The 12,604-nt window shown below is 66.7% G+C and carries 14 protein-coding genes; 4 read left to right on the top strand and 10 right to left on the bottom strand.

Annotated elements, in window-relative coordinates:
* Positions 1–3 precede the first annotated feature (3 nt).
* Positions 4–441 carry a SufE family protein gene (locus ABNK63_RS06020; protein ID WP_040672738.1) on the top strand — a complete coding sequence of 146 codons (438 nt, stop codon included), beginning with the start codon at positions 4–6 and terminating at the stop codon, positions 439–441.
* A 176-nt stretch (positions 442–617) separates the two neighbouring features.
* Here ABNK63_RS06020 and dksA read toward each other — a convergent pair whose 3' ends face one another.
* Positions 618–1,568, bottom strand: a complete 951-nt coding sequence (gene dksA, locus ABNK63_RS06015; protein WP_350016949.1) for an RNA polymerase-binding protein DksA — start codon at positions 1,566–1,568, stop codon at positions 618–620.
* Between the two features lie 400 nt (positions 1,569–1,968).
* On the opposite strand from dksA, the gene yidD reads away from it, so the two are divergent.
* Complete coding sequence (yidD, locus tag ABNK63_RS06010) at positions 1,969–2,241, top strand: membrane protein insertion efficiency factor YidD (RefSeq protein WP_083845920.1); 273 nt, start codon at positions 1,969–1,971, stop codon at positions 2,239–2,241.
* A 37-nt stretch (positions 2,242–2,278) separates the two neighbouring features.
* Here yidD and folE2 read toward each other — a convergent pair whose 3' ends face one another.
* The 7 genes from folE2 to efp form a co-directional block, all read right to left on the bottom strand.
* A complete protein-coding gene (folE2, locus tag ABNK63_RS06005; protein ID WP_350016948.1) occupies positions 2,279–3,226 on the bottom strand; it encodes a GTP cyclohydrolase FolE2 in 948 nt (315 codons plus the stop codon).
* 108 nt (positions 3,227–3,334) lie between these two features.
* Positions 3,335–4,189 (bottom strand): phytoene synthase, encoded by an 855-nt coding sequence (locus ABNK63_RS06000; protein WP_350016947.1) that lies wholly within the window; start codon positions 4,187–4,189, stop codon positions 3,335–3,337.
* On the bottom strand, positions 4,186–4,869 hold the full coding sequence (gene gph, locus ABNK63_RS05995) for a phosphoglycolate phosphatase (protein ID WP_350016946.1): 684 nt from the start codon (positions 4,867–4,869) through the stop codon (positions 4,186–4,188). Before gph ends, ABNK63_RS06000 begins: the two co-directional genes overlap by 4 nt.
* Positions 4,866–5,570, bottom strand: a complete 705-nt coding sequence (ubiG, locus tag ABNK63_RS05990; RefSeq protein WP_350016945.1) for a bifunctional 2-polyprenyl-6-hydroxyphenol methylase/3-demethylubiquinol 3-O-methyltransferase UbiG — start codon at positions 5,568–5,570, stop codon at positions 4,866–4,868. Before ubiG ends, gph begins: the two co-directional genes overlap by 4 nt.
* 91 nt (positions 5,571–5,661) lie before the next feature.
* Positions 5,662–5,913 carry a YciI family protein gene (locus tag ABNK63_RS05985; RefSeq protein WP_350016944.1) on the bottom strand — a complete coding sequence of 84 codons (252 nt, stop codon included), beginning with the start codon at positions 5,911–5,913 and terminating at the stop codon, positions 5,662–5,664.
* 12 nt (positions 5,914–5,925) lie between these two features.
* On the bottom strand, positions 5,926–7,257 hold the full coding sequence (locus tag ABNK63_RS05980) for a TRZ/ATZ family hydrolase (RefSeq protein WP_350016943.1): 1,332 nt from the start codon (positions 7,255–7,257) through the stop codon (positions 5,926–5,928).
* A 139-nt stretch (positions 7,258–7,396) separates the two neighbouring features.
* The gene (gene efp, locus ABNK63_RS05975) at positions 7,397–7,975 is read right to left on the bottom strand and encodes an elongation factor P (RefSeq protein ID WP_007804756.1); all 579 of its coding nucleotides are present in this window, start codon (positions 7,973–7,975) and stop codon (positions 7,397–7,399) included.
* Between the two features lie 88 nt (positions 7,976–8,063).
* Between efp and epmB the strand changes: the two genes are divergently transcribed.
* Together epmB and ABNK63_RS05965 are read left to right on the top strand one after the other, a co-directional pair.
* Positions 8,064–9,074: an EF-P beta-lysylation protein EpmB gene (gene epmB, locus ABNK63_RS05970; protein WP_350016942.1), complete on the top strand. Its 1,011-nt coding sequence runs from the start codon at positions 8,064–8,066 to the stop codon at positions 9,072–9,074.
* A gap of 135 nt (positions 9,075–9,209) precedes the next feature.
* Positions 9,210–11,252 carry a GGDEF and EAL domain-containing protein gene (locus ABNK63_RS05965; protein WP_007804754.1) on the top strand — a complete coding sequence of 681 codons (2,043 nt, stop codon included), beginning with the start codon at positions 9,210–9,212 and terminating at the stop codon, positions 11,250–11,252.
* A 106-nt stretch (positions 11,253–11,358) separates the two neighbouring features.
* On the opposite strand, the gene rplS is transcribed toward ABNK63_RS05965, so the two are convergent.
* Positions 11,359–11,763: a 50S ribosomal protein L19 gene (gene rplS / locus ABNK63_RS05960; RefSeq protein WP_007804753.1), complete on the bottom strand. Its 405-nt coding sequence runs from the start codon at positions 11,761–11,763 to the stop codon at positions 11,359–11,361.
* Positions 11,764–11,805: 42 nt separating this feature from the next.
* Positions 11,806–12,579, bottom strand: coding sequence for a tRNA (guanosine(37)-N1)-methyltransferase TrmD (trmD, locus tag ABNK63_RS05955; RefSeq protein WP_350016941.1), 774 nt, complete (start codon positions 12,577–12,579; stop codon positions 11,806–11,808).
* Positions 12,580–12,604 lie beyond the last annotated feature (25 nt).

Genomic DNA, 12,604 nt, shown 5'->3' with positions numbered 1-12,604 from the left:
CGGATGAATGCCATTGCCAGCACCGGCGCCGAGCAGGCGCAGCAGCAGATCGCCGAGGAGTTCGCCTTCTTCGGCGACTGGACCGAGCGCTACCAGTACCTGATCGACCTCGGCAAGCAGTTGCCGGACTTTCCCGAGGCGCACAGGAACGACGTCTACCGCGTGCACGGCTGCCAGTCGATGGTGTGGCTGGTGCCTTCCGGTGATGCCGCGAACGTGCACTTCGAGGCAGCCAGCGATTCGGCGATCGTGTCCGGCCTGCTCGCCCTGCTGCTGCGCGTCTATTCCGACCGTCCGGCGGCCGAGATCCTCGCCACCGAACCCAGCTTCATCGGCTCCATCGGCCTGGCCAAGCACCTGTCGCCCACGCGCTCGAACGGCCTGGCCGCAACGCTAACGAAACTGAAGGAATACGCCAAGGCGATGGCGAGCCAGGAGTGAGTAAAGAGGCGTGAGAAGGGAGAGAAAAGCCGGAGCGCGAGACGCCGTTGCCTTCTCTCACTCCTCTCCACTCACTTCTCGCAAAAAGCCCCGCTCGAAGCGGGGCTTTTTTTGAAGAGTCCGGCCTGGATGCCGGTTTGATCTTTGCGCTCAGGATGAGCGCAAAGGCACAGCCCTCAGTCGCCCATCTGCTTCTGCAGGTGCTCGCGACGCTCCTGCGCATCCAGCGACAAGGTGGCGATCGGTCGCGCATCGAGACGATCGACGCCGATCTCCTCGTCGGTCTCTTCGCAGAAACCGTAGCTGCCTTCCTCGATCCGGCGCAGCGCCTTGTCGATCTTGGAAATCAGCTTGCGGTAGCGGTCACGCGTGCGCAGTTCCAGCGAGTTCTCGGTTTCGCGGGTGGCGCGCTCGGCCTCGTCACCGACGTCGCGAACTTCCTCGCGCAGGTTGTCCATGGTCTGACGCGACTCTTCGACGAGCTGGTCGCGCCAGTCGCGCAGCTTGTTGCGGAAGTACGCCAGATGCATCGGGTTCATGTACTCCTCGTCGGGCGAGGGGCGGTAACCCTTGGGCAAGCTGATGATGGTGGTGGAGGACAGTGCGTATCGCCCGTCTTCCTGGGTAATGCCGTTATCGAGTTTTTTTGCAGCAAGTTTATTCATTGAAGACGACGTTTTCTGTTTCTTGGAGGAAGAGGCATGGGGCGCAGCGGCTTCCGCACGCGGTGTCACCATGGCGGTTGCACTCGCCACCTTGCCCTTGAACAGGGTGCTGGCGGGTGCCGGGGATACGTGTTTTGCGGCGGCTACCGGTGCCGGCTTCGCGACCGCCTTTTCAGCGGGCTGGATCGTTTTCGGGGCCGGCTTGGCTGCTGGCTTGGCTGCCGGCTTCGCCGCAGGCTTTGCCACCACGGCCGGCTTGGCGACCACCTTGGCCGGCTTGGTGGCTGCGCTGCGGGCCTTGCCTGCGGCAGCCTTGCCATTCTTCGCGACCACCTTGCCGGCGGCAGGCTTCTTCGCGACGACCTTGGCGGGTGGCGCCTTCTTCACGGCAGCCTTCTTCGTGGCGCCCTTGGTGGCAACTTTCTTCGTGGCGGCAGCCTTGACCGGGGCGGACTTCTTCATCGGCGACTTGCTGGCCGGCGACTTGGCGGCGGATGACTTGGCGACGGGCTTGCCGACCACTTTTTTCGACGCGGCTTTCTTCACCGCCGGCTTGCTTGCGGGTTTGGCTGCGGCCTTTGGCTTGGTCTTGGCCGCGGCCTTCGACGCCACCCTGGCCGGTGTCCTGCTCGCGTTCTTCACGGTCGCTCCCTTGCCTGCAACTGTCGACTTGCCGGCCTTGCTTCCAGACGAAGCCCCGGCTTTCTGCGCCTTGGCGGCGGTCGAACTACGCGTCGTTTTCGCCATATCCCTTCACCGTTGGTGGCCGTGGCGGCCGGGTGTTATAGCCCATGTATCCTGCACCAGCAAGCCTGCTTCTGGAATACTTGTACCACTACCCGATGCAGGCCGTTCCGGCACCGTGAATATCCCAAGCCGATTCATACTGTGGTTGCTGCATTTGTACAAGCGCTGGCTCAGCCCCCTGCTCGGCCCGCGCTGCCGCTTCCACCCCAGTTGTTCCGATTATGCACGGATTGCCGTCACGCGCTTCGGCCCCTGGCGGGGCAGCCTGCTGACCGGCTGGCGGCTGCTGCGCTGCCAGCCGCTATGCGACGGCGGCGATGATCCGGTGCCCGAGCACTTTCATTTCTCCCGCTGCCGGCACCAGGGAGATTCCGTCGACCCGCAGTGAGCGGGCGACGCTGCGCGACGCCTGCAGCAGCCGTCAGTCACGGCGCGGAGCCGTAGCCCCCTTCCACGCCCTTGCTGGCATAGGCCACCGCATCATGCGGGTGCAGGCTTTCCTGGTGCTCCACGCGGATATGGAAGTCGCTGAGCGTGGCATCCGCATCGAGGGACTTCTGGATGCGCCGCGCGGCGTCTTCGCAAAACATCAGGTTGCCGCCGTTGGCCAGCGCGAAGGCCTGCTCGTCCTCGCGCTTCACGGCCGTCTGCACCGGGGTGCCCAGCGCGTGCTCGACGCCATCGATCAGGCCGACCAGGTGGAAGCCGGCACCCGGCACGGGACGCACGCGCAGACGCGCCACGCTGCGCTGGGCGTGTGGCGTGGCCACGATGCCCTTCTCGCTGCCCAGCCAGGCCAGCACGGCGGCATGGTCGAGCGGCTGATCTGCGGTGAAGTCGGTGGCGAACTGGTCCTGGATCAACTGGCGTGACAAGGCGGCGGATGCCGGACAGGTCGAGGAGTAGATCACCTCGGTGCCGAATTCGAGCAGGAACTCGTCACCGGTGAGGCTGGCTTCGATGCAGACCGGATAGGCGCGCCAGCCACTGTTGGCGCTCTTCAGTGCGGGGCGACGCACCAGATGTTCGAAGCGGATGCTGAGGCAGGCGCGGTCGGACAGGTCGCCGTGCGAATCGAGGAAGCCGCGCAGCAGCGCGTGCAGCATGTCGGCACCCAGCGCCTGCGTGCTCAGCGCCTGCTCGACCTGCAGGTACAGCCGCGACATGTGGATGCCGCGCTTGTCGGGCCGCTTCAGGTTGACGAAGGCGCCCACCCGCGCGCTGGCACGCTGCGGCTGGCCGTCGCCGGCGTCGAACAGCACCGGCACCTGGATGTCGGCCATGCCGACCCAGTCCAGCGCGCCGGCCAGATGGGGCTGTGCATGGACGGCAACGTCGGGCAGCAGACGGGCGGTATTTTCCTGGTTCGGCATGGCGGGTCCTGATCTCGGCGAAGCAACTCGCCGGTGAAGCAAGCAATCTTGGGGCACGCAGCCCGCGGCGCAATAGTGGCGCGGGGGAAACGCTGCGTCTTGAACGAATTACGGCCGCTGGCGCTGCCACGCGCGTGCTGCCTGCCACGCCTGCAAGGTGGTCGACAGCCCGGTGCGCGGCTGGCCGGCCTGCAGCGTGGCCAGCGCATCGCCGGAGCGCACCGCGCGCCGTGCCAGCCTGCTGGCGTGGCGGGACTCCAGTGAGCGAAATACGCTGAGCGGACCACTGAGTGTCGTCGACACGCGCCAGCTGTCCAGCAGGTCGTCCAGTTGCGCCTGGATCGCCTGCTGCCTCGCGGTGCTGGCGCTGCGCAGTTGCGTGCGATCCAGGCCGTGTCGCGCCAGCCGCGCCATCGGCAGCGGCAGGCGGTCGCGCTCGGCATCGGCATCCAGCCGCAGCAGCGCATGCAGCAGGTGATTCAGCACGGCGACCCGGGCGGCCCGCTCGGCCGACGCCGACGCGCCATACCACCAGGCCGTTTCCAGCGCCGCCAGCGCGCCATGCAGGGGCATCGCCGCGGCGACCTGCGCCGTGAAGTCCGCCGCCGTGCCCTGCTCCAGTTGTGCCATGGCCGCGATGACCGGCGCCAGCCACAGTTCGCTGGCGATGGCGTGCGCCCGCTCGTCGTCGAACAGCACCTGGCTCAGCGGATGGCGACCGCCGCTGGCCGCGGCACCGGCCAGCTCCTCGGCCCACCAGTTGAGCTTGGCCGCGGCCACCTGCGGTTCGCGGATGCCGTAGGCGGCGCCCAGCAGTTCCTGTTCGAGCGCGGCCAGCGCGACATGGCCCGGGTAACGGCGGCCGTCGACAAACGCCAGGGCGATCCGCTGCTGCGGCTGCACCGCCAGCCACTTGTCGATGAAGCCCTGGAGTACCGCACTCTGTTCGACCAGCTCGATCATGCGACGCTCGATTCCAGTTGCAGCAATGCCGCCAGTTCGGCCGGATGGTCCAGCACCGCGTCGGCGCCCCAGCCATGCGGATCGCCGCCATCGAGATAGCCCCAGCTCACCGCCACCGTGTACAGGCCGGCCGCGGCGCCGGCGGCGATGTCACGCTGATCGTCGCCGACGAACAGGCAGCGTGCCGGCGTCAGCCCCGCCCGTTCGCAGGCCAGCAGCACCGGCGCCGGATCGGGCTTCTTCACCGGCAGGGTATCGCCGGAAATCACGGCGCTGGCCCGCTCGTTCCAGCCGATGCGTCGCACCAGTTCATCGGTGAGGAAGGCGGCCTTGTTGGTGACGATGCCCCAGCGCAAGCCTCGCGCCTCGATCCGCGCCAGCAAGTCGTCCACGCCTTCGAAGGCGCGGGTCTGCCGGGCCATGACCTGCCGGTAGAGCTCCAGGTAACGGGGCACCAGGGCCAGCACGCCATCCTCGCCGCGTTCGGCGAATGCGCAGCGCAGCACGGCACGCGCGCCGCGCGACACCACCTCGCGCACCGGTGCGTAAGGCGGCGGGGCCGCACCTTCCTCCGTGCACTGGGCGAGCAGTGCCGCGTACAGGTCCGGCGCACTGTCGAGCAGGGTGCCGTCCAGATCGAACAGCACGCCCTGAACGTCTTCCGGGAGCGGACGGCTCATGCCGGCTTGCGTGCGCACAGCACGTAGTTGACCGCGGTGATCCTGCCCAGCCACGCCTTGCGCGTGAGCGGGTTGTAGCCCAGCCCGGAAACATCCTCCAGCTCCAGCCCGGCATGACGCAGCAGCCGGCCCAGTTCGGACGGCTTCAGGAACTGGGCGTAATGGTGGGTGCCGCGCGGCAGCATGCGCATCACGTACTCCGCCCCGATGATGGCCGCGCCGAACGCGGCCGGGGTGCGGTTGATGGTGGACATGAACAGGCGCGCACCCGGTTTCAGCATCGCGGCGAGGTCGCTGACCAGGGCTTCGGGGTCCGGCACGTGCTCGATCAGCTCCATGCAGCACACCACGTCGAAACTCCCTGCTTCGACTGCCGCCAGTTCGGCCGAGGACTGCACGCGGTAATCCACGCTCAGCTTCGATTCGTACAGGTGCAGCCTCGCCACGTCGATGACCTTGCTGCCCAGGTCGATGCCGGTGACCCGGGCACCGGCGCGCGCCAGCGCTTCGCTGAGCAGGCCGCCACCGCAGCCGACATCGGCCACCTTCGCGTCACGCAGGTCGGTGCGCGCGGCAATGTACGCCGCGCGCACCGGGTTGAGATCGTGCAACGGCCGCGACTCGCCGTCCGGGTCCCACCAGCGCGCCGCCAGGCTGTCGAAACGGGCGATTTCCTCGGGGCTGACATTGGTGGTGGTCATGTTCGAATCCACGATGGGGATGGGTTTGTTGAAGAGTGCGACTTGGCATGGCCGTTCCAGGATTCTCTCGCTCGCGAACGGGCGCAGCGATTCAGGTCAGCCATTCATGCACGGTGATGTCCCAACCGCCGCTGATGTGCGCCGGGTCGTTGTGCGCGATGGCCGTCGCCTGCGCCAGGTCACCGGCGCGCAACACGTAGGCGCCGCCGGACTTGTCGCCGAAGCCGCCGTAAAGCTCGACCTGCCCCTGTCCGCGCAGGCCCTCCAGATACGCCCGATGCAGCGGCAGCACGGCGGGATCGGGATGGGGGCGGCGCATCAACAGGATCAGGTAGCGGTGCATGGAAGGTCTCCCTCAAGCCGAGGCAATGCGCTCGCGCCAGGCGCGCGTGCGGGCCAGGATCGCTCCGGTGTCCATGCCCACCAGTTCGCGCCCGGCGAGCTTGCGCACGCCGGCAATCCACACGTCGCTGACCTGGTGCCGGCCGGTGGCATAGACCAGCTGCGAGATCACGTGGAACATCGGCTGGGTCTCCAGGTCACTCAGCCGCACGGCGGCGAAGTCCGCCTGCTTGCCCACCTCGATCGAGCCGATCTTCGCTTCCAGTCCGATCGCCCTGGCGCCGTTGAGCGTGGCCGCGCGCAACGCGAAGGCCGCATCGAACGCGGCGGCATCGCCGGCGACTGCCTTGGCCAGCAGGGCCGCGGTACGCATTTCGCCGAACATGTCCAGGTCGTTGTTGGAAGCGCAGCCATCGGTGCCGATCGCCACGTTGACGCCGGCGGCGCGCAGCTTCTCGGCGGGGCAGAAGCCGGACGCCAGCTTGAGGTTCGACTCCGGGCAGTGCACCACCGACACGCCGGCGGCCGCGCAGGCGGCGATCTCGCCCTCGGTCAGCTGGGTCATGTGCACCGCGACCAGCCGGTCGTTGACCAGGCCCAGCTTCTGCAGGCGCTGGAATGGTCGCAGCCCGCTCTTGGCCCTTTCGTCCTCCACCTCCTGCGCGGTTTCGTGGGTGTGCAGGTGGATCGGAATGTCGAGCTGGTCGGCCAGCACGCGGATCCGCTCGAAGCTTTCGTCCGACACCGTGTAAGGCGCATGCGGCACGAACGCGGTGGTCAGCAGGCTGTCGCCGAGGAAGCTGTCATGCACTTCGCCGGCGCGCTCGAAGTATTCGTCCTGGGTTTTCGCCCAGGCGGTGGGAAACTCGATCACCGGCAGGCCGACCACCGCGCGGAAACCCAGCTTGCGGTAGGTGGCGCCGATCACGTCGGGGAAGAAGTAATTTTCGTTGGCGCAGGTGGTGCCGCCGCGCAGCATCTCGGCTACCGCCAGCTCGACGCCGTCGCGCACGAACTCCGGCCCGATCACCTTGGCCTCGGCCGGCCAGATGTGCTGCTGCAGCCACACCATCAGCGGCAGGTCGTCGGCCAGGCCACGGAGCAGGGTCATCGGATTGTGCGTGTGGCTGTTGACCAGGCCGGGGATCAAGGCGTGTTCGGTCAGTTCCACGCGCTCGCGCGGCGCGTAGGCCGCGCGGGCGTCAGCAATCGGCAGCAAGGCCACGATGCGGTCGCCGTCGACCGCCACCGCGTGATCCTCCAGCACCACCGCATGCGGCTCGACCGGCACCACCCAGCGTGCCTCGATGATCAGGTCGACGGGTTGCGGATGGGACTGGCTCATAGTTCTGCTCCATGCAGCGGCTGCTGTTGAATACGACATGGGGCGGCACACCTTGCGGCGCCCGCCCCATTCGCGTTGTCGGTCATGCCGGTGGGCATGTCCGCCTTGACCGGCGACGGGAGCACCAGGCTCCCATCACTCACTTGACGCGGCTGTCGTATTCGCCGGTGCGGGTATCGACCTTGATGACTTCATCCTGGTTGACGAACAGCGGCACACGCACCACGGCTCCCGTTTCCAGCGTGGCCGGCTTGCCGCCGCCGCCCGAGGTGTCACCGCGCACGCCCGGATCGGTCTCGACGATCTTCAGCTCGACGAACTTCGGCGCCTGCACCGCGACGATGCCGCCGTTGAACAGGGTGACCACGCACTCCTCCTCGCCCTTCAGCCACTTCCACGCATCGCCCATGGCAGCCAGCGAGGCGGGCACCATCTCGAAGGTCTCCATGTTCATGAAGTGCCACACCTTGTCCTTGCCGATGCCGTCGATGAAGGACAGCTGCATGTCGGTGTCGGTGGCGTCCGCTTCCTCGAACGAATCGCTGGACTTCAGCGTCTGCTCGGTGGTGCGGCCGTCCTTCAGGTTGCGGATGCGGATGCGGGTGAACGCCTGACCCTTGCCGGGCTTGATGAAGTCCGCTTCGGTGATGATCCAGGGATCGCCGTTGTGAAGGATCTTCTTGCCCGTTTTGACGTCGTTGAGGCCAAGGGTCGCCATGCGCTATCTGCTCCGGAGTCGTTTTCGCCCGAGGGGCGGCTAAAATGGGTGTCTGTCACGGGCGTCACTGCCCGATCCAAGGCCCGACATGATAACCGCAAGCCCCCATTCCCGCCTATCGTCCGCCGCAGCCGGCTGGCGCGAACTGTGGCGGGATGCCATTACCGACTCCGGCGAGCTGTTGCGGGCGGTCGGCCTGGGGCACCGCACCGATCTGTTGCCGGCGGACGACGCCGGTTTCGCCTTGCGGGTTCCACGCGGTTTCGTGGCGCGGATGCGCCGCAACGACCCGACCGACCCCCTGCTGCTGCAGGTGCTGCCGCAACGGGCCGAACACGACCAGGTCGAGGGCTATACGGCCGACGCGGTGGGCGACATGGCATCGAGAGCCGGTCAGGGCTTCCTGCACAAGTACGACGGCCGCGCCCTGCTGATCGCCAGCGGCAGCTGTGCGGTGAATTGCCGCTACTGCTTCCGCCGCCACTTTCCCTATGGCGAGGAGATCGCCGCCGCCTCGCAATGGCGGGACGCCCTGGCCCGGCTCCGGGCCGACCCGTCGATTCGCGAACTGATCCTGTCCGGCGGCGATCCGCTGGCGCTGGCCACCCACAAGCTGAACGAACTTGGCGACGGCCTGGTCGAGCTGCCCCAGGTGATCCGCCTGCGCATCCATACCCGCCTTCCGGTGGTGCTGCCCGAACGGATCGACGACGAATTCGTGAGCTGGCTTGGTGCCCTCCCGCTGCAGAAAGTGGTGGTGCTGCACGCCAACCATGCCAACGAATTCGACGCCGCCGTCGATGCGGCCTGTGCCCGGCTGAAGGCGGCCGGCGCCACCCTGCTCAACCAGTCGGTGTTGCTGCGCGGGGTCAATGACGACGCGGACGCACTGGCCGCCCTGTCCGAGCGGATGTTTGCCGCCGGCGTGCTGCCGTACTACCTGCACCAGCTCGACCACGTGCAGGGGGCCGCCCATTTCGAGGTCAACGATTCCCGCGCCCTCGCGTTGATGGAGTCCCTGCGCGCGCGACTTCCCGGCTACCTGGTGCCGCGGCTGGTCCGCGAAGTGGGCGGCGATACGTCCAAACGCCCCCTGTGAAGCCCGCCGCCGTCACCTTTACGCTGCTTCCTGCTGGCGGCTGCAGGCGGAATCCGTTACAAACACGAATGGCCGAAGAAGGCCATGTCCGACCCCCGAACCGCCCGCGATGATCACCGGACTGCCGCACGCCCCATGAAAAAAGAATACGTCATCAAGATTCTCTTCGTCGAAAGCTCGCTCGAAGAGGCCGAACAGATCATCAGCCTGCTGCGCAACAGCGGCATCGCCGTGCGGCCCGCACGCGCCACCAATGTCGAGCAGATGCAGGCGGCGGTGAACGAGCTGGAGCCGGATCTGGTGATGTTCGACCCGGCCGTCACCACGATCAGCCTGGACGAGGCGATGAAGGTGCTGGACGCGTATGGACGCGACTTTTCGCTGCTGGCCCTGGTCAACGAGATGGAAAGCGAACAGGTCGCCGACCTGTTCGTGCATGGCGCCCGCGGGGTCGCCTCGCGAAACCATCCGAAGCAGCTGATCGCCGTGCTCAAGCGCGAGTTCGATGCCCTGCAGACGCGCCGCCAGGTTCGCTGGCTGCACACCGCGCTGCGCGAGACCGAGCGCCGCTGCGACGCCCTGCTGGACTCATCCACCGATGCGATCGCCTACGTCCACGAAGGCATGCACGTGCGTGCCAACCAGTCCTATCTGGACACCTTCGGCTACGACAGCTTCGACGACCTGCTCGGCCTGCCGCTGCTGGACATGGTCGACGCGGCGAACGCCGACGAGATGAAGGCGCTGCTCAAGGGGCAGGCGCACCAGGGCAAGTTCCCCGCGCAGCTCACCCTGCGCGCGCGCCGCGCCGACGAGACCCGCTTCGACGCCACGGTCGAGTTCACCCCCGCCACGTTCGAGGGCGAGCGCTGCCTGCAGATCGTGTTCCGCCGCCAGATGGTCGACCCTGCCGTGATGGAGCAGCTGCAGCGCGACCCGGTGACCGGGCTGTACAACCGCTCGCACATGCTGGCGCAGGTGGACGATGCGGTCACCGCCGCAGCCAAGGGCAAGAAGGGGCAGTCACTGCTGCTGATCGAACCGGACAACTGGGCCTCGCTGGTCAGCGGCATCGGCCTGGGCAAGGCCGACGAGCTGCTGTCCGGCTTCGCCGACCGCATCCGCATGCTGCTGGGAGCGGACGACGTGGCCGGCATGCTGGCCGAACACACCCTGGGCGTGCTGCTCGATTCACGCACCGACGACGATGTCCGCGAGTGGATCGCCAAGCTGCAACACAGCATCAGCAGCGAGATCTTCGACGCCGGCAGCCGTTCGATCACGGTCACCGCCAGCGTGGGCGGCAGCCTGCTCGGCGAGAAGAACGCCAACGCGGAATCGCTGCTCAACCAGGCCAGCCATGCCTTGCGCACGGCGCAGAGCCTGGGTGGCAGCCAGGTGGAGCTGCACGACCCGGCGGCACGCGAGAAGGCGGATGCGGAAAAGGATCGTCACTGGCTGGAACTGCTGCAGAAGGCGCTGACCGGGGAGGGACTGGTGCTGTATCACCAGCAGACGATCAGCCTGCAGGACGTCGAGGGCGAGTATTCCGAGATCCTGCTGCGCATGAACGGTCCGCAGGGCGAGGTGCTGCCTGGCTTCTTCATGCCGATCGCCGAAAAGCACAACCTCACCGCAGCCATCGACCGCTGGGTGCTCGACCAGGCCATCACGGCCCTGCAGCAACGCGAAAAGCAGGGCCAGCAGACCACCTTCTTCGTCAAGCTCACGGCCGCCTCGCTGCAGGATGAAAGCCTGCTGCCATGGCTGGGCCAGCGGCTGGGACAGGCGGGGCTGAAGCGCGGTCAGCTGGTGTTGGAGATGACGGAAAGCAAGATCATGACCCTGCTGCGCCCGGCGCAGGAGTTCCTCAAGGGCTGGAAGAAGATCGGCGGACGCTTTGCACTGGAGCAGTTCGGTTCAGGCCTCAACTCGTTCCAGCTGCTCAACCACATCGATGCGGACTATCTGAAGATCGACCGCAGCTACATGGCCGATCTGCCGCAGCACCCGGAAAGCCAGAAGAAGATCACCGAGATCTGCCAGCAGGCTCACGAATTGAAGCGCCAGACGATTGCCGAATGGGTCGAGGACGCGACCAGCACCTCGCTGCTGTTCGCCTGTGGGGTGGACTTCGTGCAGGGCAACTTCCTGCAGATCCCGCAGCGGCTGGACTGATGCTGGCGCTCGCCGGGGCGCCCGGCGAGCCCGCGCAGACGGCAGGCAACAAAAAACCCGCGGAGTGATCCGCGGGTTTTTCAAGCGCAACCGCGCAGTGCCGGAATTACTCGGCGGCGGCGGCAGCAGCGGCGGCCTTGGCGTTCGCCTTGGCGGCAGCGGCGGCGGCCACGTCTTCCTTGATGCGCGCAGCCTTGCCTTCCAGGCCGCGCAGGTAATACAGCTTGGCGCCGCGAACCTTGCCCTTGCGCTTGACCGACACCGAGTCGATGGCCGGGCTGTGCGCCTGGAACACCCGCTCCACGCCGGTGCCGTGCGAGATCTTGCGCACGGTGAAGGCCGAATGCAGGCCGCGGCTGCGACGGGCGATGACGATGCCCTCGAAAGCCTGCACGCGCTCGCGATTGCCTTCCTTCACCTTGACGTTCACGACTACGGTGTCGCCGGGGCCGAATTCCGGCAGCTGGCGGGTGATCTGCTCGGATTCAAACTGTTCAATGATCTTGTTCATGGCGCACCTGTCGGTTCACTTAAATCGAAAGCAATGTTGCGGTCATTCGGCCGCATCGTCTTGCCGTGGTTGTCCCCGCAGGGAATGTTCACGACGGAATTCATCCAGCAAGGCCCGGGAAACTGCATCCAGTCCATGCCGTGACAACAAGTCCGGGCGGCGCAACCAGGTCCGTCCCAGCGATTGCTTGAGGCGCCAGCGGGCAATCGCCGCATGGTCACCGGACAGCAACACTTCCGGTACCGAACCCAGTGCATCCTGCACCGGTTTTGCATAGTGCGGGCAATCGAGCAATCCATTCGAGAATGAATCCTGCTCGGCCGATGCCGCGTCATTCAACGCGCCATCCTGCAAACGCCCCACCGCGTCGATGATCACCGCCGCGGCGAGCTCGCCGCCGGACAGCACATAATCGCCGATGGAAAGCTCCTCGTCGACCTCGTGCGCCAGCAGACGCTCGTCCACACCTTCATAACGCCCACACAGCAGGCCGATGCGCGGCAACTTCGCCAGCGCCTCCACCCTGCCCTGCGTCAGCCGCGCTCCCTGCGGACTGAGATAAACCAGATGCACCGGCTCCGGTGCCGCCCCACGCATGGCCTGCAAGGTCGTGCGCAAGGGCTCGATCATCATCACCATGCCCGGACCGCCGCCATACGAGCTGCTGTCCACACTGCGATGCCTGTCGGTGGCATGGTCGCGCGGATTCCAGGTTTCCACCTGGAGCAGCTTGCGCTGCTGCGCGCGTCCCACCACACCGACCTCGGCACACTGGCGCACGAAGTCGGGAAACAGGCTGACGACGTCGATGCGCATGATCCTTGATCCTTTGGTCCGCAAA

Origin of the sequence: Rhodanobacter sp. IGA1.0 (genome assembly GCF_040208325.1) — a bacterium.
GTDB lineage: Bacteria > Pseudomonadota > Gammaproteobacteria > Xanthomonadales > Rhodanobacteraceae > Rhodanobacter > Rhodanobacter spathiphylli.
The sequence above is the reverse complement of the archived record's forward strand: the minus strand, read 5'-3'. Positions and strand labels throughout refer to the sequence as shown.